This is a genomic window from Sphingomonas sp. 67-41 (assembly GCF_001899725.1).
Taxonomy (GTDB): domain Bacteria; phylum Pseudomonadota; class Alphaproteobacteria; order Sphingomonadales; family Sphingomonadaceae; genus Sphingomonas; species Sphingomonas leidyi.
Genome location: NZ_MKWJ01000022.1, coordinates 144,614 through 170,948, shown reverse-complemented (window position 1 = coordinate 170,948; position 26,335 = coordinate 144,614). Strand labels below are relative to the sequence as shown.

General features: G+C 69.7%; 30 protein-coding genes. 5 read left to right on the top strand and 25 right to left on the bottom strand.

The window, feature by feature from the left end; translation table 11 throughout:
• Positions 1 to 112 precede the first annotated feature (112 nt).
• The 3 genes from BGP17_RS11795 to BGP17_RS11785 form a co-directional block, all read right to left on the bottom strand.
• Positions 113 to 1,075 carry a sigma-54 interaction domain-containing protein gene (locus tag BGP17_RS11795; RefSeq protein WP_208413594.1) on the bottom strand — a complete coding sequence of 321 codons (963 nt, stop codon included), beginning with the start codon at positions 1,073 to 1,075 and terminating at the stop codon, positions 113 to 115.
• 370 nt (positions 1,076 to 1,445) lie between these two features.
• Positions 1,446 to 1,814: a hypothetical protein gene (locus BGP17_RS11790; protein WP_167300316.1), complete on the bottom strand. Its 369-nt coding sequence runs from the start codon at positions 1,812 to 1,814 to the stop codon at positions 1,446 to 1,448.
• Positions 1,815 to 1,875: 61 nt separating this feature from the next.
• Complete coding sequence (locus BGP17_RS11785; RefSeq protein ID WP_167300317.1) at positions 1,876 to 2,439, bottom strand: helix-turn-helix domain-containing protein; 564 nt, start codon at positions 2,437 to 2,439, stop codon at positions 1,876 to 1,878.
• 91 nt (positions 2,440 to 2,530) lie between these two features.
• Here BGP17_RS11785 and BGP17_RS11780 point away from each other — a divergent pair, with 91 nt between their 5' ends.
• On the top strand, positions 2,531 to 2,986 hold the full coding sequence (locus BGP17_RS11780; protein WP_286712052.1) for a DUF6456 domain-containing protein: 456 nt from the start codon (positions 2,531 to 2,533) through the stop codon (positions 2,984 to 2,986).
• On the opposite strand, the gene BGP17_RS11775 is transcribed toward BGP17_RS11780, so the two are convergent.
• The gene (locus tag BGP17_RS11775) at positions 2,979 to 5,459 is read right to left on the bottom strand and encodes a DUF2339 domain-containing protein (protein ID WP_286712051.1); all 2,481 of its coding nucleotides are present in this window, start codon (positions 5,457 to 5,459) and stop codon (positions 2,979 to 2,981) included. The two genes, BGP17_RS11780 and BGP17_RS11775, sit on opposite strands and share 8 nt — an antisense overlap.
• Positions 5,460 to 5,560: 101 nt before the next feature.
• Here BGP17_RS11775 and BGP17_RS11770 point away from each other — a divergent pair, with 101 nt between their 5' ends.
• A complete protein-coding gene (locus BGP17_RS11770) occupies positions 5,561 to 6,235 on the top strand; it encodes a glutathione S-transferase family protein (protein WP_167300320.1) in 675 nt (224 codons plus the stop codon).
• Between the two features lie 32 nt (positions 6,236 to 6,267).
• Entirely contained in the window at positions 6,268 to 7,206 is a 939-nt protein-coding gene (gene dapF / locus BGP17_RS11765; protein ID WP_208413595.1) for a diaminopimelate epimerase, read from the top strand.
• Positions 7,207 to 7,215: 9 nt separating this feature from the next.
• Here the strand turns inward: dapF and BGP17_RS11760 are convergent, their stop codons facing one another.
• Both BGP17_RS11760 and BGP17_RS11755 read right to left on the bottom strand, forming a co-directional pair.
• The gene (locus BGP17_RS11760; protein ID WP_167300322.1) at positions 7,216 to 7,689 is read right to left on the bottom strand and encodes an SRPBCC family protein; all 474 of its coding nucleotides are present in this window, start codon (positions 7,687 to 7,689) and stop codon (positions 7,216 to 7,218) included.
• A complete protein-coding gene (locus tag BGP17_RS11755) occupies positions 7,686 to 9,008 on the bottom strand; it encodes a dihydroorotase (RefSeq protein ID WP_286712050.1) in 1,323 nt (440 codons plus the stop codon). The genes BGP17_RS11760 and BGP17_RS11755 overlap by 4 nt, the downstream gene beginning before the upstream one ends.
• A gap of 46 nt (positions 9,009 to 9,054) precedes the next feature.
• On the opposite strand from BGP17_RS11755, the gene ygfZ reads away from it, so the two are divergent.
• Positions 9,055 to 9,780 carry a CAF17-like 4Fe-4S cluster assembly/insertion protein YgfZ gene (gene ygfZ / locus BGP17_RS11750; RefSeq protein WP_286712049.1) on the top strand — a complete coding sequence of 242 codons (726 nt, stop codon included), beginning with the start codon at positions 9,055 to 9,057 and terminating at the stop codon, positions 9,778 to 9,780.
• A gap of 404 nt (positions 9,781 to 10,184) precedes the next feature.
• Complete coding sequence (locus tag BGP17_RS11745) at positions 10,185 to 10,358, top strand: hypothetical protein (RefSeq protein ID WP_286712048.1); 174 nt, start codon at positions 10,185 to 10,187, stop codon at positions 10,356 to 10,358.
• 243 nt (positions 10,359 to 10,601) lie between these two features.
• Here BGP17_RS11745 and BGP17_RS11740 read toward each other — a convergent pair whose 3' ends face one another.
• From BGP17_RS11740 to BGP17_RS11650, 19 genes are all read right to left on the bottom strand, one after another.
• The gene (locus tag BGP17_RS11740; RefSeq protein ID WP_286712047.1) at positions 10,602 to 11,735 is read right to left on the bottom strand and encodes an OmpA family protein; all 1,134 of its coding nucleotides are present in this window, start codon (positions 11,733 to 11,735) and stop codon (positions 10,602 to 10,604) included.
• 102 nt (positions 11,736 to 11,837) lie between these two features.
• Positions 11,838 to 12,344, bottom strand: a complete 507-nt coding sequence (locus BGP17_RS11735) for a DUF2793 domain-containing protein (RefSeq protein ID WP_286712046.1) — start codon at positions 12,342 to 12,344, stop codon at positions 11,838 to 11,840.
• Positions 12,341 to 14,497: a phage tail protein gene (locus BGP17_RS11730; protein WP_286712045.1), complete on the bottom strand. Its 2,157-nt coding sequence runs from the start codon at positions 14,495 to 14,497 to the stop codon at positions 12,341 to 12,343. Before BGP17_RS11730 ends, BGP17_RS11735 begins: the two co-directional genes overlap by 4 nt.
• Before the next feature lies 1 nt (position 14,498).
• Complete coding sequence (locus tag BGP17_RS11725) at positions 14,499 to 14,882, bottom strand: NlpC/P60 family protein (RefSeq protein ID WP_286712044.1); 384 nt, start codon at positions 14,880 to 14,882, stop codon at positions 14,499 to 14,501.
• Positions 14,879 to 15,682: a phage/gene transfer agent baseplate hub protein gene (locus BGP17_RS11720; protein WP_286712043.1), complete on the bottom strand. Its 804-nt coding sequence runs from the start codon at positions 15,680 to 15,682 to the stop codon at positions 14,879 to 14,881. Before BGP17_RS11720 ends, BGP17_RS11725 begins: the two co-directional genes overlap by 4 nt.
• Positions 15,679 to 17,889: a DUF2460 domain-containing protein gene (locus BGP17_RS11715; RefSeq protein WP_286712042.1), complete on the bottom strand. Its 2,211-nt coding sequence runs from the start codon at positions 17,887 to 17,889 to the stop codon at positions 15,679 to 15,681. The genes BGP17_RS11720 and BGP17_RS11715 overlap by 4 nt, the downstream gene beginning before the upstream one ends.
• A gap of 64 nt (positions 17,890 to 17,953) precedes the next feature.
• Positions 17,954 to 19,528 (bottom strand): glycosyl hydrolase family 28-related protein, encoded by a 1,575-nt coding sequence (locus tag BGP17_RS11710; protein WP_286712041.1) that lies wholly within the window; start codon positions 19,526 to 19,528, stop codon positions 17,954 to 17,956.
• 56 nt (positions 19,529 to 19,584) lie between these two features.
• The gene (locus BGP17_RS11705; RefSeq protein ID WP_286712040.1) at positions 19,585 to 20,160 is read right to left on the bottom strand and encodes a tail tape measure protein; all 576 of its coding nucleotides are present in this window, start codon (positions 20,158 to 20,160) and stop codon (positions 19,585 to 19,587) included.
• Positions 20,153 to 20,347: a phage tail assembly chaperone gene (locus BGP17_RS11700; protein WP_286712039.1), complete on the bottom strand. Its 195-nt coding sequence runs from the start codon at positions 20,345 to 20,347 to the stop codon at positions 20,153 to 20,155. Before BGP17_RS11700 ends, BGP17_RS11705 begins: the two co-directional genes overlap by 8 nt.
• Positions 20,344 to 20,655, bottom strand: a complete 312-nt coding sequence (locus tag BGP17_RS11695; protein ID WP_286712038.1) for a GTA-gp10 family protein — start codon at positions 20,653 to 20,655, stop codon at positions 20,344 to 20,346. The genes BGP17_RS11700 and BGP17_RS11695 overlap by 4 nt, the downstream gene beginning before the upstream one ends.
• Positions 20,652 to 21,059, bottom strand: coding sequence for a phage major tail protein, TP901-1 family (locus BGP17_RS11690; protein ID WP_286712037.1), 408 nt, complete (start codon positions 21,057 to 21,059; stop codon positions 20,652 to 20,654). The genes BGP17_RS11695 and BGP17_RS11690 overlap by 4 nt, the downstream gene beginning before the upstream one ends.
• An 11-nt stretch (positions 21,060 to 21,070) precedes the next feature.
• A complete protein-coding gene (gp17, locus tag BGP17_RS11685; RefSeq protein WP_286712036.1) occupies positions 21,071 to 21,460 on the bottom strand; it encodes a tail completion protein gp17 in 390 nt (129 codons plus the stop codon).
• Positions 21,457 to 21,612 carry a hypothetical protein gene (locus BGP17_RS11680; protein ID WP_167300338.1) on the bottom strand — a complete coding sequence of 52 codons (156 nt, stop codon included), beginning with the start codon at positions 21,610 to 21,612 and terminating at the stop codon, positions 21,457 to 21,459. Before BGP17_RS11680 ends, gp17 begins: the two co-directional genes overlap by 4 nt.
• Positions 21,609 to 22,094, bottom strand: a complete 486-nt coding sequence (locus BGP17_RS11675; protein WP_286712035.1) for a head-tail connector protein — start codon at positions 22,092 to 22,094, stop codon at positions 21,609 to 21,611. The genes BGP17_RS11680 and BGP17_RS11675 overlap by 4 nt, the downstream gene beginning before the upstream one ends.
• Before the next feature lie 62 nt (positions 22,095 to 22,156).
• Entirely contained in the window at positions 22,157 to 23,212 is a 1,056-nt protein-coding gene (locus tag BGP17_RS11670; protein ID WP_286712034.1) for a phage major capsid protein, read from the bottom strand.
• Positions 23,213 to 23,286: 74 nt separating this feature from the next.
• The gene (locus tag BGP17_RS11665; protein ID WP_286712033.1) at positions 23,287 to 23,655 is read right to left on the bottom strand and encodes an HK97 family phage prohead protease; all 369 of its coding nucleotides are present in this window, start codon (positions 23,653 to 23,655) and stop codon (positions 23,287 to 23,289) included.
• The gene (locus BGP17_RS11660; RefSeq protein ID WP_086127504.1) at positions 23,652 to 23,957 is read right to left on the bottom strand and encodes a DUF6127 family protein; all 306 of its coding nucleotides are present in this window, start codon (positions 23,955 to 23,957) and stop codon (positions 23,652 to 23,654) included. Before BGP17_RS11660 ends, BGP17_RS11665 begins: the two co-directional genes overlap by 4 nt.
• Positions 23,958 to 24,002: 45 nt before the next feature.
• Positions 24,003 to 25,115: a phage portal protein gene (locus tag BGP17_RS11655; protein WP_286712032.1), complete on the bottom strand. Its 1,113-nt coding sequence runs from the start codon at positions 25,113 to 25,115 to the stop codon at positions 24,003 to 24,005.
• Positions 25,116 to 25,509: 394 nt separating this feature from the next.
• A complete protein-coding gene (locus BGP17_RS11650; RefSeq protein ID WP_286712031.1) occupies positions 25,510 to 26,274 on the bottom strand; it encodes a DUF1134 domain-containing protein in 765 nt (254 codons plus the stop codon).
• Positions 26,275 to 26,335 lie beyond the last annotated feature (61 nt).

Sequence of the window (26,335 nt, the reverse complement as noted above, 5' to 3'; positions counted from 1 at the left end):
AAACCGCGTGCCAGACGGTGAAATGACTTTATAACAAAGGGTTGGCCCGTCAGCCAGCATAGCGCTGCGTAACAATGGAACGGTGCGGGCGTATCAGGGTTACGCGCGCCCGTTACAGCGCGGGACCGTCCTCGAGGCCTTCGGGGCCGCCGCGGGTCATCTCGTACTTGGTCATCTTGCGGTAGAGCGTCATCCGCGACCAGCTGAGCGCGCGCGCGGCCTCGGCGCGGTTCCAGTCGGTGCGGTCGAGCGCGGCGCGGATGCGGGCGCGCTCGTCCTTGCCCGAGCGATCGAAGCTGCGCTGCAGCCGCACAAAGGCATCGGGAATATGGTCGCGCCGGATCGCGCCGCGCGGGGGATCGATGAAGACCGCCTCGACGAAGTTGCGCACCTCGCGGACATTGCCTGGCCAGTCATAGTGCATCAGCAGGTCGAGCAATTCGGCATCGGGCGCGGCGACGTCGCAGCCGCAGCGGCGATTGAAGCGTTCGATGAAGTGCGTGATGTAGAGCGCGATATCCTCGGTTCGCTCGGCAAGGTCGGGCAGAGTCACCCGGGCGACATTGAGCCGGTAATAGAGATCGGCGCGAAAGCTTCCTTCCTCCACCTGCTGCTCGACGTCGCGGTTGGTTGCCGCGATCACGCGCAGATCGACCTTCACCGGTTTCTCGCGCCCGATCGGCTGCACTTCCTTCTCTTCCAGCAGCCGCAGAAGCTTGACCTGGCTGAACGGCGAGAGCTCGCCCACTTCGTCGAGGAACAGCGTGCCGCCGGCGCCGGCGATCACCGCCTTGCCGGTCTGGCTGCGCACCGCCCCGGTGAAGCTGCCGCGTTCGAACCCGAACAGCTCGGCCTCGAACAGGCTGTCGGGAACCGCACCGCAGTTGATCGCGACGAAGGGCGCGCAGCGGCGCTCGCTCAACGCATGGATGGTGCGCGCGCAATGTTCCTTGCCGGTGCCGGTGGAGCCGGTGATCAGCGCCGGAGCGTCGCAGCGCGCGATCTTGGGAACGATGGTGCGCAGTCGCACCATTGCCTCGCTGTCGCCCAGCAATCCGGTCACGAGATTGTCCACGCCCGCTCACCCGACAGCATTGCGCGCCCGCCCCGGAGCGATACCGGGGACGTTCGACCATGAGAACACGGAAAGACGCGGCGCGTCTCCCGGAACTGGCAATGTACATGTGAAGCAGCCGCGACCCCTTGGCGGCCATGATATCTAAGGCGACTCGACAGGCTGTGGATAACTTTAACAGACCGGACAGTCGACTCCTATTAATGGTGGATACTTCGTCCACTCTTCCGCCGATATCCGATTTCGGAATCGAGACCGTGCGATTCGGGAAATCCGGCCGGGCCGGATCTTTCGTCGGGCGCATCGACGCGAATGGCGGAAGATCGCCCCTGCGATCCCCCGCCATTCGTGTCGATGCGCGGCCGCGCGATCAGTTCGCCGTGAAGACCGTCGCGCCCGCAGGGTTGTACTTCACGGTGACGTAGGAATTGTCGCACACGTTGATGCCCATCCATACGCTGTTGCTGTTGTCGGCGAAGTTGAGCTTCAGGTCGTACTTGCAGACGGTGCCCTTGTTGAAATGCACTGTCATCCGGGCGCCGGGCTTCACCGTCGCATCGTCCTTCTTGAAATCGGGATCGACCTTGTTGGGTTGCCAGGTGGTGGTGCCCGTCGGCGCGATCTCGACCGTCTTGATCGCCTTGCCGGTGTTGTTGATCAGCACGAAATCCCAATCGTCCGCCATTGCGGGCGTTGCGATCACGATTGCGGCAATTGTCGCCAGACCCAGTTTCAGCATGAAATGCCCCTCCTGCTTTTGCCGGCAAAATGCGCCTGTCCGCGACACTCCGCAAGCCGATTCAGAGGGGGCGGACCAGGCGGATCGCTTCGGCGATCCAGGCAGGGTCGGCCACCACTTGCTGGCGGGCGCCGGCGCCGAGAGGGAGGAGGTGGAGCCGGTCGCCCTCCCGCCCGATCAGCCGCCCGAACAGGAAGCGCCCGGCGGGGCGAGGCACGAGCACGTCGCGGTTGAGCGCGCCGGCAAAACCCTCGGGCGCCAGCGTGCGGCACCAGATTTCGTCCCCGGCGCGATAGTCGCCGATCCCCGCCGCCACCGCTACCGCGACCATGCCCGGCTCGGCATGCGGGGGCACCATTGCCGCCGGCCTGCGCGGGGCCTGGGCGCCGGCATTGTCGAGCATGGCCGCCACCGGGATCTCCGGCCGTTCGGGCAGCCTGACCAGGTCGGCGCTGTCCACACCGAGCGCGGCGGCGATGCGATTGAGCCATCCAACCGAAACGGTGCGGGTGCCCATCTCCAGCCGGCCGATCGTCTGCGCCGTGGTGGCGGGCACGCAACGCGCCGCCACTTCCTCCAGCGTGAGCCCCTTGGCGCGGCGCACTTCGCGGATGGCTGTGATCATCGACACGTCTCCTAACCAAATCGGTTTTCTTCTTTCCTACAATCGAGCCTTCATGGCAAGAGTGCGAGATTGGAACAAAAGGAGATCATCAATGCGCGAGCTGGTGGAGCGGACGATCGAGGATGGGGCGGGACTCCGGCGGCGGGTCGCGGTGAACCAGGCCGAATCGCCGCTGGCGTGGCTGGCGGCGCGCGGCCATGTGTGCGCGCGGCAGCTCGAGGCGGGGGAAAGGCTTCGTGCCGATTACGAGATGGCGGCGCTGGGGCCGCGCGTGACCATGCGCTGGGACGCCGCGTCGGCGGCGCGGTTGCCGGGCGGCATGCCGGAACGGCTCGACCCCAGCTTGGCGCAGATCGCCGCGCGGCGCCGGTTCGACGGCGCGACGACGGCGGCTGGTGCCGGGCTGGCCGACATATTGTGGCGCGTGGTCTGTGCGGGCGAGGGATTGGGGCCGGCGGAGAAGGCGCTGGGCTGGCCGAGCCGGGCGGGCAAGCTGGTGCTCTGCTTCGCGCTCGATCGCGTCGCCGATTTCTACGGCATCAGGTGAGCGGTTCCGGTGCCGCGGCGCCCTTGCCGACGAAGCGGCCATAGGCCCAGCCGATCCCGATCAGCGCGATGCCGAGGCCGAGGAAGGAAAGGATGCGCAGCAACCCGTCGAGTGCCGCGGCATCGATCAGGAATACCTTGAAGGTGACGCCGGTAAGCAAGGCCAGGCCGAAGACGCGCAGGTCGCGTGCGCCGGCGGCGATGCCCCGCCATAGCCAGAACAGTGCGAGCGCCAGCATCGCGGCGCTGTATCCGCCATTCTCGCCGGTTCCGATCGGGCCGGTGAGCAGGTTGCCATGCGCGGCCTGGCGCACCGCCGCCAGCACGGCCAGAAGGGCGAGCAGCGCCGCGCCCGGCCGCCAGCGCGGGGGCAGGGTCCACAGCCAGAAGCTGGCGAGCGCGAGATGGAGCACGGCGGCGTTGAGGAGCGGCAGCGGGCCGACCGCCTGGGGCTCCGCCAGCGGCGTGAGCAGCAACAGGTCGAACCACAGGATCCGGAACAGGCCGAGCGCGAGCAGCACATGGCCGAGCGTGACTGCCCTGGCGCGGCGAAGGAGCAGCCAGCCGGCGGCGAGGCAGGCCTGGGTGAGCAGCGCGCGCTCGACGAAGCCGAACGTCTCGAAACGCGGGAGGGTGGCGATGGCGAGCGGCTGCTTGGCGAGCGCATAGAGCAGCAGCACGCCGAGCGTGACGGCGAAGAGCGACGCGACTCGGCGGACCCGGCCGAACTGCGCGGGATCGAGGAGCAGCGCGGCGGCGAGCGCCACCGGCAGCGCCAGCTCCCGGAGCAGCTCGGGCAGGGCGGGGAGCAGCGCATAGGTGAGCCGCTCTCCGGAAAGCGAGGCGAGGATCAGCTCGCTCAGCGCACCGAGCGGTAGCGCGGCGGCGATCAGCGCGGCAGCGAGAGGATAGGCGGGCAGCGCATAGAGCCGCGGCGCGCGTATCTTGTGCGCCCACCAGGCGAGGGCGGCGGCGATGCAGGAAAGGGGCAGCGCGAGCCAGTCGCCCGGTACGAACTGGCCCAGGCCAAGCCCCGCGAGGAAGGCCGCCAGCGCAGTCGCCGGGACGAGCAGCGAATGCGTGCCGTCGGCACGGCTCCGCCAGGCCAGGCCGAACACCGCGGCTGCAGCCGCCAGCTCGATCCATCCCCATTGCATGGCGGATAGCAGCTCCGGCGCGCGCAAATGGCCGATGAGGAGCGGACCGGCGGTGCCGAGCAGCGCGATCCCCGCCCAGAGCGGATGGCGCCGTGCCAGTGCATGGCCGGGCATGGCGAACAGCCCGGTGGCGAGAATGGCGGCGACCGGCGTGAAATTGGGCGCGCGCAGGTCGATCGCGAGCATTTCCAGCACGAGCAGCAAGGCACAGGCGGCGAGCGCGCCGGGAAGATAGACCGTATCGCGCCAGGCGAGGAAAAGCGCGGCGGCGGCGAGAGTGAGGTAGAGGCTCCAGGCGAGCCAGCCGAAATCGAGCGCGGGGGCGAGTATGGCGAGTTGCAGGCATCCTGCCACCAACGGGGCCAGACGAAGCCAGCGATTGCCCGCGCCGGTCGCCGGCAGCGCCGCGCTGGCGCCGATCGCGAGCAGCATGGTGAAGGCGCCGACGGCGGAAAGATCGCCTTCGCGCGCCACCAGCATCGTGATCAGGAAGTTGACCCAGGCAAAGCCCGACGCACAGGCGGCCAGCGCCAGCCAGACCCAGCCGCGATGGATGGCCAGGCCGAACAGGGCGGCAGTGAACAGCGCGAGATAGACGAGCAACGGGCCGATCCCCGCGGCGTCGAACCCGGCGACCAGGGGTGCGGCGAACCCGCCGATCAGCGCCATCGCCGCGGTGGGCGGTCCGTGGCGCAGCGCCAGGGCGAGCGCGCCGCCGGTGATCAGCAGCACGAACAGGAAAGCGGCGGGCGGTGCGATCAGATGGTAGAGCGCCGCCGCCATGTAGAGCGTGCCGTAGAGGCTCGCGATGCCCGCCCCGGCCAGTGTCTGGGCCACGCGTGGATCGTCGGCGGTGGCGCGCAGGCGCCGCACGACCTCGCTGCCCGCGATCAGTGCCGCGCCGAACAGCGCTGCGAGCACGGTTCGCGTTCCCGGCCCGAGCAATCCGCTCTCGATGGAATAGCGGACGAGGAAGAAGCCGGCGAGCACCAGGGCGGCGCCGCCGATCCAGATCGGCAATCGCCCGCCGATCAGCGTCTCGAGGCTGAACTGGGGCAGGGGGCGCGGCTCGACTCCCGTCCGTGCGGGCTCGTGCTCCGGCTGGGCTTCGGCGACCCGGCTCGGCGCTTCGATCGCAGGGGCGGGCGGCGTCGAGAATTCAGGCCGGCGCGCCGGTGTCTCGGGCGCGGCATGGTCGCGCGCGGCGATCAGCGATTCGACACGGCGCAGTTCTTCCTCCAGAAAGGCGATGCGCCGCAGCACGACATAAAAGGCCGCAGCCGCGCCCAATATGAGGAAGAGAGTGAGAGCAATCACGCATCCCCTCTTCGCATAGTGGAGCGCACCTGTCGCGCATTAACCAGTTGCAAATGGCAACTGATTTGATAGCCTGATGCCCAAGCCGAGGAGAGGTTGGCATGATCGTGTTTGGTTCGACGCTTTCGCCCTATGTGCGCAAGGTAATGGTGTTCGGTGCCGAGAAGGGGCTGGATCTCGAGCTGCAGGCCGCCGGCATGGGCCGGGGCGGGCCGGAATTCATGGCGGCGAGCCCGTTCGGCAAGATGCCGGGCTTCAAGGACGGCGATTTCCTGATCTCGGACAGTTCGGCGATCGTCGCCTATCTCGATGCCAAATATCCCGAGCCGAGCCTGATCCCGGCCGAGCCCCGCGCGCGCGCGCGGGCGATCTGGTTCGACGAGCTTGCCGACACGATCATGATGGCAGCCGGCGGCGCGATCTTCGGCCAGCGCTTCGTGCGCCCGCGGGTGCTCAAGATGGAGTGCGACCATGCCGCGGCGGACGCCGCCGAGCGCGATCTGATGCCGCCGATCCTCGCCTATCTGGAAACCGCGATCCCCGAGAGCGGCTTCCTTGTCGAAGATCGGCTGACCCTGGCGGACATCGCGGTGGCGAGCCCGCTCGCGACGCTGGGCTGCATCGGCGTGACCGTGGATGCCACGATCTATCCGCGACTGGCGGAATGGGTTGCGGCGATGCACGCGCGGCCGAGCTTCGCCGCCATCATCACCCGCGACCGCGCGATGATCGATGCGATGGGTGGCCCGGTGCAGCGCGAGGTGCTTGCCGGCTAGCCAGCGCGGCCCGGCGTGCCTAGATGGGCGCCATGCGGCTCGCCTTCATCAAATGTCACGGCTCGGGGAATGATTTTCCCCTGATCGACGCGCGTGCGCTCGATCTGCCCGATGCGGATTGGGCGGGTGTGGCGCGCGCGCTCGCCGATCGTGCCGGGCCGGTCGGTGGCGACGGCCTGTTGCTGCTCACCGCGGGGGACGATGCGGGCCATGATTTCGGCATGCGCATGTTCAATTCGGACGGTTCGGAAGCGGAGACCTGCCTCAATGGCTTGCGCTGCGTCGCGCGGCTGGGATTCGAACTGCTCGGCGTCGATGCGGCGCGGGTGCGGCTGAAGACGAGCAGTGCCGAAGTGGCCCGTGCCGAACCGCTCGCGCCGGGCGTGGTGACCATTTGCGAGACTGCCGGCCCGGCTTCCACCCGCACCGGTGCCGTCGGCCTGCGCATCGCGGCGGAGACGGTGATCGATGCAGCCATCCCCGGCCTGCCCAGCACGCGGGCCTTCACGGCGGTCGCGATGCCCAACCCGCATCTCGTCGCGTTCGTGGACGCGGTGGACGAAGCCGAGCTGACAGCGCTGGGCGACTGGTGCGAGGCCGGGCCCGGCCTGATCCCGGCGCGCGCCAATGTCTCCTTCGTCGAGCTGCGCGGGCAGGATTTGTTCGTGCGCACCTATGAACGCGGCGTCGGCCTGACCGACAGTTGCGGCAGCGCCATGGCCTCGGCGGTCTATGCCGCCGGCCGCACGGGCCGCGTGCCGTTCGGCACGACGATGAAGGTGTTCAACAAGGGCGGGCTGGTGATGGGATCGTCGGACGCTGCCGGCATGGTCACGATCCTCGGCAACGCGACCTTCCTCTACGATGCGAGCATCGAAGTCGACCCGGCATTGGCGACGGCCGAGCCACCGCTCGTGCATGCCCGGCGCGAGGACGAAGCCGCCGCCTGGGCCGCCGCCATCCCGGCCTAGCCGCCCCGGCTATCCGCCAACGAACGCCGCAAGATTGGCGAGCGACGACTTCAATCCCTGGAGGTGATCCTGCTTGCGGATGCCCTGCGGCACGTCCTCGCAGGTGATCGCGACGCGCGTGCCGCCTTCGGCCGGCTCGAAGGTCCAGGTCATCCGCATCGTCCCGGCAAAGGCCGGATCCTCCGAATCGAACACCGCCGACTGGACGATGCCCCTGCCCGGGTTCAGCGAGACGAAGCGCGTCTCGACGACATCGCTATGCTCGGAAGTCTTGCCCGGCGTCGCATGTTCGGCGTCCTCATGGTGCAGCGCCATCCGATAGCCGCCGCCCGGTCGCGCGTCGAACGCTAGCATCTCGCCGGTCATCCCCTCCGGGGGCAGCCAGCGCACCAGCGCCGCGGGATCGATAAAGGCGCGATAGACCTGGCTCGCCGGCGCCTTGATCAGCCGCGACGCGCGATCGGTGCGGGAGACTGTCCTCACCCGAACTCGACTGCCTCGAAGCGGACCGGCCTGCCGATCGCCTGGTTGGCCAGTTCGGCTTCCCACATGACCCGGTTGCCGCGCACGATCGTGCCGATGGGCCTGCCGGTCAGCTGCATTCCGGTGAAGGGCGACCAGCCGCACCGCGAGGCGAGCCAGCTCTCCTCCACCGTCCAGCGTGCCTTGAGGTCCACCACGGTGAAGTCCGCGTCATAGCCCACGGCGATCCGGCCCTTGCCGGCGATGCCGAAGATGCGCTGCGGACCCGCGCTGGTCAGGTCGATCACGCGCTGCAGCGTCGTCCGCCCCTCGGCGACATGGTTGAGCATCAGCGGCAACAGGGTCTGCACGCCCGGCATGCCGCTGGGGCTGTCGGGATAGGGCCTGGCCTTTTCCTCGCGCGTGTGCGGCGCATGGTCGGAGCCCAGCACATCGGGCACGCCCTGGTTGAGCCAGTGCCACAGCCCGGCGCGGTGCGCGGCCGAACGGATTGGCGGGTTCATTTGCGCGAAGGTGCCGATCCTGGGATAGGCTTCCTCGCCGGCCAGCGTCAGGTGCTGCGGGGTGACCTCGCAGGTCGCGATGTCCTTGTGCCGGCCGAGCAGTTCCAGCTCGGCCGGAGTCGTCACATGGAGGACGTGGATCCGCCGCCGCGCCGCGCGCGCCAGGCCCAGGATACGGCGCGTCGCCAGCATCGCGCTCTCGTCGTCGCGCCAGACCGGGTGGCTGGACGGGTCGCCCGGCACGCGCTCGCCGAGCCGATCCTGCATGCGGAACTCGTCCTCGGCATGGATCGCGACGCGGCGATGGCCCGAAGCGAGCACGCGCGCCAGATTCGCGTCATCGGAGACCAGCAGGTCGCCGGTGGAGGCACCCATGAAGATCTTCACGCCTGCCGTGCCCGGCAGGCGTTCCAGCTCGGCAAGATGCTCGGCATTGTGATTGGTCGCGCCGACATAGAAGGCGTGGTCGCACCACATCCGGTCGCGCGCGCGGGCGAGCTTGTCCTGTACGGCTTCGGCCGAATCGGTGTTGGGCTTGGTGTTCGGCATCTCGAACACCGCGGTCACCCCGCCGAGCACCGCGGCACGGGCGCCGCTCTCCAGGTCCTCCTTGGCTTCCAGCCCGGGCTCGCGGAAATGGACCTGGCTGTCGATCACGCCGGGCAGCACGTCCAGCCCGGTGCAGTCGATCGTCTCGCCCGCTTCCAGCGCGCCGCCGATCGCGACGATGCGCCCATCGGCGACGCCGATATCCGTTTCGGCCGGACCGCCGGGCAGATGCACGCGCCCGCCCTTGAGCTTCAGATCGACATTCATATCCGCGCCTCTTCCGTCGCCCCCGGCTACCCCCTACCTGTTCGGCATGACCGATACCAGCACCGCGCTAGCCGACCGCGCCTTGATCCGCATTGCGGGAGACGATGTTCGCGGATTTCTTCAGGGATTGGTGACGCAGGATATGGGCCTTGTCACGCCCGCATCCCCGCAATGGGCAGCGCTGCTGACGCCGCAGGGCAAGGTGCTGTTCGATTTCATCCTGTGGGATGACGGCAAGGATATCCTGATCGACGGTGAGGAGGCGCAGGCAGGGGCGCTGATGCGTCGCCTCATGCTGTATCGCCTGCGTCGGCAGATTCATATCGGCCTGGAGCCTGGTGTCGCTGTACACTGGTCGCCTGTATCGCGCGCGCATGCAGTTGCCGATCCGCGTCTCGCCGCGCTTGGCTGGCGGTGGCTCAGTGAAGATTCCGGCGGCGATGCCAGCACGGCCTGGCGTGCCCATCGCCTGTCGCTCGGCGTCACCGAAGGCACGGCCGAGCTCGGCCAGGACAAGACATTGTGGCTGGAATGCAACGCCGCCGAGCTGAACGGCGTCAGCTTCGCCAAGGGCTGCTATGTCGGCCAGGAGAATACGGCGCGCATGCACTACCGGGCCAAGGTCAATCGCCGGCTGGTGGTGGCGCCGATCGGCGAGGCGGGCGATCGCACCCGCGCCAGCTATCCGGAACTGGGCCTGATGGTGGAGCTGCGCCGCGTGGAGGCGCTGGGCGATGCGCTGGTGCCGGAATGGATGCAAAGCTTGTCGTGAACCTTCACCGCCGATGGCGCCCAAGGGGCGTGCTCGCGGGGAAGAGCATGCGATCGCTGATTTCGGAATTCTCCCTTGGATTCGCGCTGACGAGAGCGTTGGCGGACAGTCTGGGAAGCCTGTCGGCCGCGCGATATCGGTGCCGTTGGCGACGACAAGGCCCATCATGTCTCCTTCGATGGCGCGACATATTGCGGAATGTCGGAACCGGAGGAGATCGAAGGACTGGGGCTATCCGAACTGGAAGCCATGCTGAGCCGGCGGTCGCGGCAGGAAGGGCGCCGCTGCGCGCCACGCGACCCGAGGCATTGACAGAGGCGGAGGCCGGCAATTGCACGAGCGCGGGGGGTGACGCCCCTCAGATCGATCTGCCTCATATCCTCCAGGGGCTGGTGTCCCGAGAAATGACGTCCATCGAGGAATTTCGCCGCCGCCAGAGCGCGGCATTGCCTTCCTTGCCGGAATCGAAGCCGGATTCCGATCCGGCGCTGGGGGAGTCGCCGCGCCTGGAGGATATCGGGATTCGCGATTTCAGCTCCCAGCTGTTTGTCGTGCAAGCGGGCGACATTTGGCCTTAGCCCGCTGCGCGAAGGCTCCGCAGCCGAGGGAAAGGGCGATTGTGTGGATTGCCAGCTCCGGCGATCTACCCCGTTCGGCCTTTACCTGGGACAGGCCCGGGGTGAGGATGGCATTGCGGCAAACGCTGCCATAATCGGCGGGCGCGTTCGCAATCGAGATTATCATCAAGGAAAAGGCCCAAAGAAAAAGGGAGGCCGGTTTCCCGACCTCCCCAATTGTCAGTCCTTGCGGACGGGTCTGGCTTAGTTGCCCGAACCCGGACCGTAGGTGACTTCCACGCGACGGTTCTGCAGCTCGCGAACGCCGTCGGCGGTTTCGACGCGCGGCTTGCTCTCGCCGAAGGCCTCGGTCGAGATCACACCGGCGGCGATGCCACGGGCAGTCATATAGGCCTTCACCGAGTCAGCACGACGCTGCGAGAGGCCGACATTGTAGCTGGCCGAACCCGAGCGATCGGCGTGGCCAGCCAGCATCACCTGCGCGTTACCGCAGTTCTGATAGTTGCTGATGGCGTTGTCGAGGATGCTCGCGGCTTCCGGCGTGATGTCCGACTTATCCCAGTCGAAGAACACGATGTACGGTCCCGGGGTGCAGACGACGGTCGGCGTCGGGGTCGGCTCCGGAGTCGGCGTCCAGGTCGGCGTCGGAGTGGGCTCCGGCGTCGGAACCGGCGTCGGGGCCGGGGCCGGGGCGCCGAAGTTGAAGATCAGGCCGCCCAGGATCGAGTGCGAACGGAAGCGACCGTCCCACACGCGACCCGAAACGTCGGTGATCTTCACATTGTCGGCGTTGAAGAAGCGATACTTCAGCGAGACGTCGATCGAGTCCGTCAGCGGCGCGCGGATGCCCGCGATCGCCTGCCAGGCGAACACCGTGTCCGAATCGTCGATCGCATCCTGATAGGTGTTCAGGCCGAGCTTCGTCTTAACGCGCGCCACGCCGACGCCGCCGCCGACAAAGCCCTGCACGCCGGTGTCTTCACCGAAGTCGAGCAGGCCATTGACCATGAAGCTCAGCGCCGAGGAACGACCGCCGGCATAGCCATAGCTGCCGGGAGGTGCATTGAACGCGGCACCGGCCGAATTGCGGTACGGCATGGTGACCGTGCTGGTGAGCCGGTTGATCGAAGCCTGACGATAGCCGACTTCGGCTTCCGCGCGGAACGGACCGAAATCGTAACCGACCACAGCGTCGGCATCCCAGCCGGCCTTGTGATGCACGGTCGCGGCGTCCTTAGCCGCGCCAATGTCAAACTTGATGTCCTCGACGAGCATCGCGCCGCCTTCGACACCCACGTACCACGCATCGTCGCGGGCGAGGGCGGGCGTGCTGAGCGCGGTCGTCGCGAGTGCCAGAGTAACGGCAAGCTTCCGCATCTTAATCCCCTTTCATGATTGTCACTACGGACAGCGAAAAACTCAGTACCGAAACGAAAGTTTCTGCGCAAGCGCACAAATCCGGGTACTGTTGCATGAACGTCACAGTCCGCCTTCTTCGATCAGACCATGGGCGCGCAACGCAACCAGTACCGCGGAGATTGCGGCCCGCGCTGCGGCATCAACCACCGTCCCGCCTTCTGGTTCCGGGATCGCGGTGGCGCGAGCGCCGATGACCTGTTGCCCCTCGACGATCAGCCGCCCATGGACCTCGCCCGCACGCCAGCCGCCGTTGGTGAAGAGGGCATGGCCCGCGCCCCGGCCGAGCCACAGGCGCATGCCCTCGAGCGGAGTCACGAAGCGCCAGCCGCCTTCGGTCCAGCCGGCCACCTCGCCGGCACGCCCCCGCCAGGCGCCTTCGGGCGCATCGCCGATGATCCAGCAGCGGCCGGGCTGCGGATCGATGGGAGGGGTGTTCGCGCCGACCCCCTCGGCAGCGGCCTGGGTGAGCAAGTCGAGCCGCACCAGCGCTTCATTGTGGTACATTTCCTTCTGCGCCTGGGCCGCGTTCAACAGCGGCAGGGCGAGTCGATCGGTCGTCTCGGTCATGCTTCCTCTCCACGAATCGGCAGGGTCAGGGTCGCGGCGGGCGAAAGGCCCGCGGCGGTGACCTGGCGGACTTCGATCTCCAGCCCGCTGGCGGCGATAGCGGTGCCGAGCCGCATTCCCGGCGCGAGCATGTCCACCGTCCAGGCGGGGCCGGCGGCGGGTTTCAGCATTATGCGATAGCGCTCGCCCCCGGGCTCGGGCGCCACGTCCGCGCCATCGCGCCATCGCGAGTCGTGCCGGCCGCGCCGTGCCCAGCGCAGGTGGACGTCCCCATCGGGGAGCGGCTGCGCGGCGAGGTGCACCGGCGCCAATGGCAGCAGCGAAATGCCGCGCATCGGGGCGCGGGCCTCGGCGGGGCCACCCGTGTCGCCGGCCCCTTCGGCCAGCAGTCGCACTTCGGTGCCCAGTGCCGTTCGAGGCAGATCGATCAGCGTTAGCGCATCCGCGTCGAGCAGCACGAAGCGGTCGCCGGACCGCTGGGTGCCGATGGCCCGCTCGGTGCCGTGCCGTCCGCGCCACAGTCCGGAAAGGCGCCAGCGGCCGCCGCCCAGCGATTGTGCATGCGCGAACTGGATGAGTTCGTCGCCCAGCATCGCGAGGTTGGCGCCTTGGTCGAGTGCCGTCGCATCGGCCTGGTCGAGCTGCATGGCGGCGTGGGCGAGCGCCACTTCGGTCCAGTTGCGCCGATCGTCGATCTGCGGCGGGGCGGAGCCCGGGGGAATGCGGATGTCGCCGAGCACCGCGATGCCGCGGGTGCCGCCGCTCGGCCGCCATGCCGCGCCATCGTCGGTACTGAGCAGCAGCGCGGCGCGGCGCCATCCGGCGGCGTCGCCCGCCGCCGCCACGGCGAGGCGGGGCACGGCGGCCACGCCATCGTCGACCGGCGGCAGTTCGAACGCGTGCAATATCGTCCGGCCGATCGCGGTATCGGGCGCGTGGTTCACGCGTCCGCCGCTCGCGGCGATCGGCGTCACTGCCGGGGCCAGCGCAACGCAGTCGAGCGATATCGTCATCGCCTCGAGTTTCCAGCCGTCGACGCGCCAGATCCCGGGCGTTCCGGCGATCCGCACGCGCGCGCCAGGGGGGATGGCAAGCGCTTCCCAGCCGACATGGACGCTTCGCCGGGTCCGCTCGATATCGGCCCGGAGCAATGCCGCCTCCGCCAGCGTCCGCGCGGTGCCGGCATCCATCGCGGCGGGCAGCTCGATCCGCGCCTCGCTCAGGCCTGCCCCGGGCGCGGCGGCACGGCGCACGCCGATCTGATAGTCGCGGGCGGGGTCATAATGGCTGAGCGTCAGCGCCCGTGGCGCGCGCGTCGCGGGCGCGACCGACCGGTTCGCGCGTCCCCGGCCGCCGGCGCCTTCGTCCTGGATGACGATCGCGTCCCCTGGCCCGCAGAGCAGCGTCGGGCCCGGGCCGAACCAGCCGCCCGCGGCTTCCGCCAGCAGCTCCGCCACGGCGGCCAGGCTCGTGCCCTGCGCCGCGAAGCCGGCCAGCGCCAGGGTCGGGCCGCTCGCCGCCACTGCGCCGAGTGCGACGGCGATGTCGCCGGCGGCAACCGGCCCCGAATCCGCCTGCACTTCGAACGTCAGCGACGGGATTCGATTGCCCCAGGGCCCCAGCTCCAGATTCTCGAACACGGCATAGGCGATGCCGCGATGCGCCGGGGCGAGCCCGATGCCCTCCGCAGCCGCGATCAGCGGATCGGCTGGCTGGTCCTCGCCGCCCAGATACAGGCGAAAGCCGGTGCGTGCCTTGAAGTCGCCGGCGCCGCCGCGCAGCAGCTGCCCGTCCGCCCAGATCCGCCCCACCCCCAGGATCGGCCGCGCCGAGAGTGCCACCGCCAGGCTGGCCGTATAGCTGTAGGTCGTGCTGCCAGGCTGCCCCTTGCCGCCCGATCGGCTGTCGCGATGCTCGACAAGGTCGGTGGCCCAGATCACCGATCCCGCCACCCGCATCGTGCCGAACAAGCTGGGAAGCTGGGTGCCATAGGAGGAAGTCTGCACCTTTAGGTCGCTCAGCCGCGGCCCCTCGCGGCGCTTGCCGGCGGGCAGGATGGCGTGATCGACGGCATTGCCGATCAGCCCGCCGATCGCCGCGCCCCACGGGCCGCCGATCAAGCCGCCGGCCATGGTCAGCACCATCGTCGCCATGTCAGTCCTCCTTTCGTCGCCAGCGGCCGATCACCGGCCAGGGCAGCGGATCGGGCCGCTCCACCACCCGGCGCAGCATCGCGTCGGCATGGACCAGGCCTGACCCGCTATCGATGCCCAGGTGCATTTGCCTCGCGCCGCTCGCGAGCAGCACCAGGTCTCCCGCGCGCCGCCCTTCCGCCGGAACCAGCCCCGCGGCCTCCGCCACCGCCGCCACCCGCGCCGCATCGGCGCTGCGCATCGCATAGCCGGCGGGCACCGCCCTTCGGTGCGCCCATCCGGCCAGCCCGACACAGTCGAACCCGCTCTCCGGCGTCCGCCCTCGCGGCCGGAAGCGCGTGCCGATCGCCGCCCGCGCGCGGGCGAGCACCAGGTCGCCGCTCATCCGCCCGGATAGCGGGTCAGCAGGTCGATGCCCGGCAGATAGGGCTCGCCGCGGAAGTTGAGGGCATTGCCGAAGCGCGCCGCGCACATGGCCAGCGTCTTGTCGCATCCTTCGATCAGCAGCACCCTGCCCGGGGCATCGAAGCGCGGCGGCCGGCGCAGTGTCACGGTCGCGCCGTCGGAGCGGAGGATCGCATCGTCCAGCCCGGAATTGGCCCCGCCGATCCAGCGCAGCCGGCCCTGGCCATAGGCGTTGGGCAGAGGTTCCATGGCATCGAGCATGAGCACCGCATCCTCGATCGCGGTCACCAGGGCGAAGCGCTTCCGCCCGGCCATCGCCACCCGGCAGCGCCGGTCCCCCAGCGCGGCGCGGCATTCGGGCGAAGTCTCCTCCGCCACCGGCCGCTCGAGCGCCGCCATCGCGCCGCGCAATTCGGCGGTCAGCACGCCGTCGCGAGTCTCGATCGCGCCGATCGTTCCTTCGCCCAGCGCGACCTGGCTCGCCGGGTCGGTCCAGTCGCAGGCAAAGATCGTCACCCGTGCCCCGTCCCAGCGCCCCGCGAGCAGATCGGCCTCGCTGATCGCCGCGCTGGTCAGCGCGCCGGTCACGTCCATGCCGCCGGGATCGAGCCCCGCCCCGCGGGTGATCGCGCTCGGCACCATGCCGGGGGCCGCGCGATGCACCAGCCCGTTCCACTCCAGGTCGCGGTCATGCGCGGTCAGCCCGATCGTCACGCCGTCGCACCGCTCGATCCGCCAGCACAGGGCCAGCGTGGTGAGCGCCCCTTCCAGCCAGCTCATTCGCGGATCTCGACCAGCGGCACCGAGGCGAGCGCGCCGGCCAGGAAGGTCGCGCGGCTCACCTGCAGCCGGTCGTCGGCGAAGCGCACCGGCACGTCGAACACGAAACTAGCGCGCACCGCCGCTCCCGCGGCCGGTGCCCGGCCCAGCGTCACCATCCCGCCCGCCCCGAGCGCGAAATCCCCGGTCTCCGCCCCGTCGATCGCGATCCGTACCGTCGCGGCGATCGGCCGGGTGATCCGCCGCGCCACATCGCCGTAGCGCCGCACCGGCGCGAACCGCGCGGTCGTGCCGTCGCCCGTGCCGATCAATTCGTCCAACGCCTCGCAATCGAAGGGGTCGCGCAGGCGGAAGCCACGCGCCGGCCCCATGCGCGCCCTGAAAAAGGCGAGCAGCTCGGCGATGTCGTCCTCGGAGCGCAATCCGGGCCCGACATCATAATGGGTCCGCGCCTCGGCCCATTCGGCGTTGCGCTTCTCCTGCCCGCCGGCACTGGTCACGATCGAAGTCGAGACCTCCGGCGCCACTTCCGCCTCGCGCCCCAGCGCGAGCGGGAACAGCACGTCGTCGAACGCGTCCATCGCTTCCTCCTGATCGAAATGCACGAAGCCGTCGCGCAGCACCTGGGGCAGCGCCCACAGGAAGGTGCGGGCCACGCCGCGCCGCCGTGCCCGCGCCGCCGCGGCTTCGATGTGCCGCCACTGCCGGCGATCCTCGGGCCGCAGCACGAAGCCGGCGAGATAGTGCTGATCCGTCACGGAGTAGCCGAGCCGCGCCTCCACCGCTGCGATCCCGCGCACGCTCGCCGCTTCATGGCCCGTAGCGGCCCAGTCATAATCCTCCAGCTGCAGCACGTCGAAGGCCGGTGCCGCCCAGCCGATCGGCACGTTCGCCGCCGGGGCGGTCAGCGCGGTCGGCGTATAGACCAGCAGCAGCACCTCCGCCCCGGCATCCACCGCGCGCACCGCGTCGCGCAGCGCCAGCGTCGATGCGGCGAGCAGCGCCCCCGCTGCCGCCGGCACGTCGCTTGCCCCGGCCAGCGCCGCCCGGGCCGCCGCGTCGTGGATGCACAGGCTCCCGTCGGGCAGCGTCCACCACCAGGGCTCGCCGATCTGGAAGCGCACCCTGAGGCCCGCTTCCTTCGCGATCCCGGCGAATTCGCGCGCCACCGCCTGCAGATAGGCCATTGCTCCCGCATGAGCGGGCGAGAGCAGGGTGGAGGGAGGCTCCCAGCCGGTCAGCGCCGGCGATCCGTCGGCCGCGCGCTGTTTCCAGTCGCCCCAGCAATGCCGGTCGAACAGTTCGTAGGACAGCGACAGGATCAGCGCATAGCCCAAAGCCCTGGCCCGCCGCGCATAGTCCGCGTGCCAGGCCCGGCACGCCACGTTGAGCGCCGTCGCGCCCAGGCTCGCATAATGGCCGCCCGAACTGGCCTCGAGCCGGAAATAATGGCTCATCCCCACATAGTGCAGGATCGCCCCGCGCCAGCCGAGCTGCATCATGTTGCGCAGCAGCCGCTCGGGGGTCAGGTGATAATTGTCGTCATAGCCATTGGCGATCTCCAGCCCATGCTCGGGCACGATCACGTCGCCGATCGCCAGCACCGAGCCCGGGCCCTCGCAGGCGATCTGGCTTAGCTCGACCCAGCCCTCGGCCGGTGCCGCCAGGTCGGCATCCGCCCCGCTATGGCCGGGTGCGACCAGCGAGACGAACATCCGGTCGACATCGCCGGCCCATACCGGATCGGCCTCGCCCGGCAGTAGGAAGCCGCCCTGCACGGTGGCGAAGTCGATCGAGACCAGCGCATCCTCCGCCGTCCCCTCGGCATAGTTCCACAGCCGGACGTACCAGGCGCGCGGATCGCCGGCGGCGTCGCGCCCCTCGATCGTCAGCACCGGGCCGTTGACCGCGTCGAGCGGCTTCACGCCCGACGCGCGCCAGCGGAAGCGCAGCCGGCAGTCGCGAAAGTCCCGCGCGGTCTCGTAGCGTAGCAGCGGATGATCGTGCCGGTCCTCGGCCTCCCAGATCAGCCCGGCAAGGTCGTCCTGGCGATAGAAGACCGCGTCCACCCGCAGCGCATCGGGCGCGGTGGTCACCACCGAAGCCATCATCGGCCGCGGAAAATTGACCGTCCAGTAAGCGGGATCGAAGCGCGAGAGCACGCCCTCGGCCTGCCCGCGACGCGCATCGGCGAGCCAGTAGGCCATCTACGATTTCCCTCGGATAAGGGGCAGCCGGGTGCGAAAGCCCGGCTGCCCAAGTCGATATGCCCTAGGTCTGCGAGCCCACGACCTGGCCATCGGTATCGCTGGCCGGCGTCCCGGACTTGATGCGCAGCGTTCCGCTGCCATCCACCCACAGCGCATAGCTGCCAAGCCACACCGGATGCGCATAGCCGGTCGTGCCGCCAGACTGGGGAAAGCGCACGCCGCCCGGGTAGGAGAGGTTGAAATGACTGCCGTCATTCTCGAGGACGGCGTCGGCGGTGCCTGAATTGTCGCCGATCACGAACTTGCCGTTTCCGGCGGCCGCGCCGCCGAGCATCAGCTGCTTGACCGCGAACTGATATTCGGAACCGCTACTATCGGCCGACCGCGAGCCCGCGACGATCCGGCGCCCCTTGGTGGCATCGGCAAAGGTCTCGAAGCCTTCGATGTAGAGCTGCTTGGGCCAAGCGCCCAACACCTTCCGGCCCGGAAGAAACACGCTGCCGCTATCCCCTCGGATCAACAGATTCGGCGGCGGCGAGACGACGACATTCTCCAGCGCTGCCGATGTCCCGAGCTCGAAGAGATAGCTGCCGTCGATGAGCATCTCATATCGGCCGCCACGAATGTTGAGATTGCCCACCGGTCCGGTCAGGACGAAGCCTCGCGCGTCCGCGACTTTCGTTTCGACCGATGCCTCCACCGACCAGGTCGAGATCATGTCCAGATCGAAGGCGCGCCGGCAGTCGATGATCCAGGTGCTCGAGAAATTCTGCTCGTTCACGCCGTTACGCGCCCAGACAGCGGTCTCGAAGGAGCGGATTTCCAGATTGCGATGGTCGCCGACGAACACCGGACCTACTTGGCCTGGACCGCCGTCGAAAGCGATTGCGACGGTGCCGGGCGGCACCGAATAGGGCTCGCCGACCAGCGTTTCGGCGTGCTGGTTCGCGATCCGGAGATTCTCGGTGGTCAGCATCGACGCGCACGAACCGGGTCCGATGCCAATGGTCGTGCCCGCGAGCGGCGACGCCTCGATACCCAGGTCGCGAAAGCCGAACGCGCCTTCGCTGATGTCGTTGACCGGCACCGCGGGCGGCGGGCCGCCAAGATCCTCGACCACCCGCAGAGCATAGCCCATGGCGGTCGGAAGCTGGCGCAGCACCGAAGCCCGCGGCCCGTCGCCATGCAGCCGCGTCCGGGTCTTCAGGATGAGGTTGCTGAACTTGTAGAGCCGACCCTGGCGCGAACCCGGGAAATAGACGTTGTTCGATGCATCGATCGCCGCCTGGATCGCGGCGGTATCGTCGGTGCCGCCGCCGCTGCGGTCGGCATCGCCCTTGGCGCCGAAATCGGTGACCGAAACCCATTCCGTCAGCTTGGCGGCCGCCGATCGGCGCACCGCGCCCGGCGCGAAATGCGCGTGCGTGATCGCGTCGGTCGTCTGGCGCACCCAGGCACCATCGGCGATCGGCACGTCATCGCTTTCGATGATATTGTCGGTGTCGGCAGCCTGGGTGGTAAAATCGCCTTCGGTCCAGAAAAACAGACCTTCGAGACCCGCCGCGTCGAGAATGACCGACAGGTCGGCAACGTCCATAGCCTTGACGCCGGCCACGGAATTTACAGCAATTACCATGCGTTACTCCTCCACTTGAACGAATTTCGGCCCAGGCCGGAAGCCTTCGCACGCGCCTAGTCCGCCCCCGCCAGCGCCGCCTTCACCGCCCGCGCCACTTGCCGGCTCGATTGCGCCAGCGCCCGCGGGGCCGTGTCTGCCGCGGCATTCACCGTGATCGCCACGCGCACCTCGCGCGGGCCGGCAGCGGCCGGCGTGGCGGCGACGCTGCCCGCGCTTGCCGGCACGAACAGTTCGGGGCCGCGCTCGCCCACGAGATAGGGACGGCCCGGGCTCACCGGCCCGCCGGTCGCCCGGCCGGGCGCGCCGAACAGCGACATCGCCAGGCCGGTCAGCGCGGCAAGCCCGCCGCCACCGGAGCCGCCGCCGCCCAGCGAAGCGATGCCGTCGCGCAGCGCCGATCGCGCGATCTCGTCCATCACTCCCAGCGCCACGCGCTTCAGGTCCTCGAACCCGAAGGTGCCGGTGCGCACCGCGCGCAGCAGCGCATTCTCGATCGCGCGGCCGGCGCGGTCCGCGCCCGCGCCCAGCGGCCCCTCCAGCCCCTGGCGCATCTCCTCCACGTCGCGGGCAAAGGCGCGCGTGTCGGCGCGCACGCTCACGATCAGCCGTTCGATCTCTTCCTCATCCATCGGGAAATCGCTCCTTGAGCCTGGCCAGGGTGCCCGCGTCGGGCGGCAGCGCCGCTTCGCCGCGGATCGCGTCGAGCAGCGCGCCCAGCTCGGCCGGAGTCGCCGCCCAGAAGGCGTCGGGCGGCCAGCCGAACATCGCGCCAGCCGCCCCGGCCAGCCGCCGGGCATTCTCGGCGAACCGCTTCACCGGCCCGCCAGTATTTGTCCGATCAGCATGCGCAGCGCCGGCGCCAGTGCCTTGAGGCCGGCAGCGGCCAGCGCGTCGCCGAACGCCGCGCGATCCATCGCCGGGGGATCCTTCAGGCAATGCCAGAACAGCCCGGCGATCTCGGCGATGCCAAGCTTGCCCGATGCCGCGCGCTCCACGAACTCGAACAGCGGCCCGAGCTCGCCTTCCGCCGCCACGAGTGCCTGGAAGCTGGGCCGGAGCACATGGGAGACGCCGCCCAGCACCAGCGCCACCTCGCCGCGCGCCGGGTTCGCCGCGCCGCTCATGCCGACACCACCGGGCCGGAGCTTTCGAGGCTCAGCGTGTAGCTGCGCTCGCCGTTGAAGTCGCCGGCATAGTCCAGGCGCGTGGCCAGGAAGCGGCCGGTCATCGTCTCGCCGCTCTCGAAGCTGAGCCGATAGTCGTCGAGCATGCCCGAAAGCGCATTGGCCTTCACGCGCGCCTCCGCGGCCGATCCGGTGAACACGCCCGCGCCCGACACGCTCACCGAGCGCACCCCGGCGCCGGAGAGCAGCTCGCGCCAGCCGCCGGAATCCTTGCTGGTGATCGCCACCATCTCGCCGTTCACGCTCAGCTGGGTGGTGCGCAGTCCCGCCACGGTCGCATAGACCGCCGGCGTCGCGCCATTCCCCACCTTGAGCAGGAACGCGCTGCCTCTTTCCGCCGCCATTTCGCTTCCTTTCAATATTCGCTGCGGAGCATCCGCACGCGGAATTCGCTAATCGCCGTCCAGCGCGCATCGCCGTCGCGGGCGATGCGGCTGCGCAGCAGCGTCAGGCTGGCGATCGCCCAGCCTTCCCCCAGCACCCGGGGCATCGCCTCGATCGCCGCCTCCGCCGCTCCGGCGAGCGCGCGCAGGCGGGCCGGCCGCTCGCCCGTGTCGAACAGTGCGACGGCGAACCGGCCCTCGCGCCCGGCCATGTCCTTGGTGCTCCAGTCGGCGAGCCATGCCTCCTCGACCAGGGCATAGGGCCGGGCGGCGCGCACCGGCGGCGCGTCGAACACGCGCGTCACCGCCAGCCCGGCCAGCGCCTCGACCAGTGCGGCCTGCAGCACTTCCTGCACGCTCATCGTACCAGCCCTCCGATCCAGCGCAGCCGCGCGCGCAGGCGGCGGCCTTCGATCGCGATGCCGTCGTCGCGAACCTCGACGCGCGCGTCGGGCGCCGCCACGCGCACCGCCGCCGCCACGCGGCCGATCGCGCGCCTCACCGCGCCGCTCATGCCGCTGCCAGCCGCATACGCCGCCACGGCCGCCACAGCGCGGTCACTGCGGCCGGCGGCGCCGACTCGCCCCCGCGATGGTCGAACAGGTGCGCGGTCAGCAGCACCACCCCCGTGGCGATGGGCGGCGGCAGGTCGCCCCAGCCCGCCGCCGCCCCGGCGCGATAGGCGACGCGCGCCCGTGCCGCCGTGCGCACCCGGCCCACCCCCTGGGCGTCGATGTCGATCGCCGCGTCGAGCCCGGCCTCGATCTCCGTCACCGGCACCGCACCCAGCGCCTGCCAATGCCGCGCCGGCTCGAGCGCCTCCGCGAAGTCGCGCGCGATCAGCACGGTGCCGGTGAAGCGCTCGGCCAGCGCCAGCGCCGTCGCGGCCAACCCGTCGATCAGCGCGTCCTCGCTCGCCCCGGCGATCCGCAGATGCGCCTTGGCGGCTTCGCGCGCGGCCGCGATCGCCGCCGCGGGAAAAGGCGGAGAATCCATGTCACCTCCCATCGGTGTGGAGAAACGGGCGCCGCCCTCCCCGAACGGCGCCCCGGCAAGGGTCAGGCTGCCGAGAATCGCAGCAGCTTGATCGCTTCCGAATTGCTCACCATCCCGCCCACGCGCTTGGTCGCGTAGAAATGGACGAACGGCTTGTTGCTGTAGGGGTCGCGCAGCACCTGCGTCTCCCCGCGTTCGACGACGAGATAGCCCGCCCGGAAATTGCCGAAGGCGATCGCCAAGCTGTTCGCCGCGATGTCGGGCATGTCCTCGGCCTCGACCACCGGATAGCCCAGCAGCGTCGCCGGCTGCCCCGCGGCGAGCCCCGGCTGCCAGAGCAGGGCGCCGTCGCTCGTCCGGAACTTCCGCACCCGGGCCAGCGTCGCCGAGTTCATCACCCAGCTCGCCCCCTGGCGATAGGGCGGGCGCAGCGCCTGGACCAAGTCGATCAGCTTCTCCTCGGGATTGGCCGCGAACGCCCCCGCCGCGCCGCTGGCGATATATTGCAGCGTGCCGAACGCGCGCGTCACATCGCCGGCCGCGGCATTGGGCGCCGCCAGGAAGCCGCGCGGCTTGTTGACGCCGTTGCCGCCGACGAACGCCGCGCCCTCGGCCGCCGCGAACTCGCGCGCGATCTCGTCGCCCAGCCAGGCTTCGACGTCAAACGCGGCATCGTCGAGCATCGCCTGGCTCGCCGCCGGATTGGCGTAGAGATCGCCCATCGGCGGCGCGACTTCGTTGAACACCGGCGTGTCGGTCTCGTCGCGGGCCGCGGTTTCCGCCGCCCAGCCGCTCTCGAAGCCGCCGCTCGCCACCAGCTTGCGATAGCCGCTCGACCCCACCTGCACCACGCTGGCGATCGCGCGGATCGGCGACACGCTCTTCAGCGTCGCATCGATCCGGGCGTCGAGTTCGTCCGGCACGGCATGGGCGCCCGCGCCGTCGCTCGCGCCGCTCATCGCCTTGGCCTCGATCCCGCCGCCCGCGCGCAGGAACTGCTCGAACGCCGCGCCCGTCATGGGCCGCGCTCCGGCGAGCATCGGCCGTTCGGGCGGCAGCCCCGCCTTCTCCATCGCCTCGAAGCTTGCCTCGAGCGCGTCCGCCTTCACTTCGATCATCCTCGTCTCCCGTCCATGCCAAGGGACCCGGGCGGGAGCGTCCCGCCGGGCAGAAATCCGGTCCTTCGAAAATGTCAGTCCAGCGCGTGCACCCGCGCCAGCGGCTGCATCGGACTGGCGACCAGGCTCACTTCGATCAGGTCGAGCGCAGTGATCTCGCGCGGCGTGCCGCGGCTCGCCTGCTTCACCCGATAGCCGAAGGAGAGCCCGGTCACCGCGCCGCGCCGCAGCCGCTCGGCCAGCTCCGGCGCCTCGACGCATCCGATCACGCGCAGGCCCCGCCTGTCCTCGCCGATCGCCTCGATCTCGCCCACCGGCGCGCCCCGGTGCTGCCAGAGCAGCGGCACCCGGCGCGCGCCGGCAAAGGCGCCCCGGCGCACCACGTCGCCGCCACGGTCCACCGCGTCGAACACCGCGGCATAGCCGGCGAAGCGCACGCTCACCTGAGCCAGCCCGGAAAGCCGAGCTTCACCGCCAGCCCTACCAGCACCAGCGCCGCCACCATCCGGCCGGCCCATTGAAAGGCCGCCTTGAACGCCGATCGCTTGGCATCGCGCCATGCGCCCAGCAATTCGCGCAGCTCGCTCATGTCCTTGGCGGCGCCGGCATCCTCGAGCCCCAGCCGTGCCAGCGCCCGCTGGGCGCCCAGCGTTCCCGCTTCCTCGGCGATCGCGCGCAGCGTCACCAGCTCGGCGCCTTCGCTCTCGGCCTGGCCGATCAGCTGCGCCAGCATCTCCTCGCTCATCTCTCGTTCCTTTCCGTGCCGGCCCGCTCCCCATCCGCGGGCCAATCAGGGGCGCATGCCCACCATCTCGCGTTTCTCGTCGTCGGAGAGGAAGCCGGCGGCGCTCACCTGCGCCCAGAGCCGCTCGCGATCCTCGGCCAGCGCGGTCACCCGATCCAGGTCCACCGCCAGCGCCGCTTCCGGAAACCAGCCCGCCAGCCCCTCGGCGATCCCGCGCAATAGCTTGCCGGCCAGCGGCAGGATGGCGAGGCGCCACAATGCGCGATTGGCCTCGCGGTAATTGGCATAGGCGGCGTCGCCCGGCAGCCCGAGCAGCATCGGCGGCACCCCAAAGGCCAGCGCGATGTCGCGCGCCGCCGCTGCCTTCAGCCCCACGAAATCCATGTCGGCCGGAGTAAGGCTCAGTGCCTGCCATTTCAGCCCGCCTTCGAGCAGCATCGGCCGGCCGGCATTGGCCGCGCCGGCGAATCCGGCCTCCATCTCGCGCTTCAGCCGCTCGAACTGGTCGGGTGCCAGCGCGCTGCCGTCGCCGGGATCATGGACGAGCGCGCCCGATGGCCGCGCCGCATTGTCGAGCAGCGCCTTGTTCCAGCGCGCCGCGGCATTGTGGATCGCCACCGCGCCCGCTGCCGCGCCCAGGCAGCCCAGGCCATAGTGATCGTCGACCGGCGAGAAGCTGCGCAGATGGATCACCGCCGGGCGCCCGGACGCATCCTCCGCCGCCAGCCGTGCGACATTCTCTCCCACCCGGTAGCGATAGGCGACCGGCCAGCCGCGCGCATCGGGTTCCACCGTCACGCGTTCGGGCCGCAGCGCATAGAGCTCGCGCACCGCGCCGCCCTCGTCGGCCAGCACCTGCACATAGCCGTTGCCGTGCAGCAGCAGGTGCGCCGCCAGCGTCTCGATCAGCGGCTGGCCGCCGGAGCGCGCCGTCACCAGCGCGAGCAGCGCGGGGTCGCTTGCAGACAGCACCGCGCTGCCTGCGCCTTCGGCGATCAGCTTCACCGCGCGCTGCGCCACCGGATTGTGGCAATAGGCTTCACGTACCTGGGCTTCGTAGCTGCGCGGCCATTCGCCGATCGCGCCCATCTGGGTTCCCGCGCGCGACAATGCCGGCCGCGCGCCTTCGCGTGCGGACTTCCGCCCGAACCATTTCATGCATCGTCTCCTGAAACCCGGGTGGTCCGCCCCCCGCCGGGAAGCGGCGTGGGTTGAGAACGCAAACACGTCCTCGAGATTGTTTCCGTCCCGATACTATCCGGAATCCCCGCCTTCGCGGGGAGGGCGATGGAGACGGTTATGACGGAGAAGGATGGAGGCCGGGGTCAGCCGCCCATCCTCTTCCACAATGCCTCTCCCGACATGAAAAGGGCCGGAGGGCGTTGCCGCCCCGGCCCGACTCGCAATTCTTCAGCGTGCGTTGCTTGTGCCATATCAGCGTTACGATGTCAATCGAAAAGTACCTATCTGGTTCGTTGCAAGATAGGCGAAATGGCCGGCGCGGAACGGTCGGCGCCGGCGGGTTCGCATGGTCTGCTCCGGGGTCGGCGCCCTAGAAGGGCAGCCAGCGCTTCTTCTCGCTGAACTTCATGTAGCCGGCGTTCACGCCCAGCCGCCAGCCCACGCCCAGGCGGACGGGGATCAGCACCACGTCGCCGCGCCGCAGATAGGATGCGGAGAGGCCGCCGACGAAATAGGCGCGGCCTTCGCCCTGGGGGAAGCGCTTGTACAGCTCCTGGCTGTCGTAGAGATTGTAGACGAGGACGAACACCTTGTTGGCATCGCCGCCCAGGTCGAAGCCGATCGACGGGCCGGTCCAATAGACTTTCCGCTGGCCTTCGACCTTGTGGAACATCATGCCGGATCCGTAGCGCAGGCCCACGCCCACCGCGCCCGCGGCTTCGCTGCCGGCGATATAGGCGTTGGGCTGGCCCTGGTCCTTGAGAATGTCCTCGATCAGCTTGCCCAGGCCCGATGCGCCCTTGCCGAACACGCCCTCGGCCGCGCCGACCAACTCGTCGCGCTGATAGGTGGTGGCCTGCTGGCGGGCGCTGCCGCCGGGATTGTACGGGGCCTGGCCGGCGGGCCCCTGGGGCGGTTGCTGGGCCGGATAGGGATCGTCCTGCGCGGGCGGCGCATCCTGGCGCTGCTGCGCGGGGGCGGCATAGGGGTCCTGCGCGGGCGGCGGGGTGTGCAGGTCCGAATCGATCGCGGTGTTGGGGTCGATCGTGGTCATCTGCTGCTGCGCCGCGACGGGCGGGGCGCCCATCGCGAGCGCGGCCGTCGCCGCCGTCAACACCAGATCACGAACGCGCATGGTCGAATTACCCCAGCCCAGCAGATGCCCGATCTATAGAGGGCGCGGCTGTCCCGGCAAT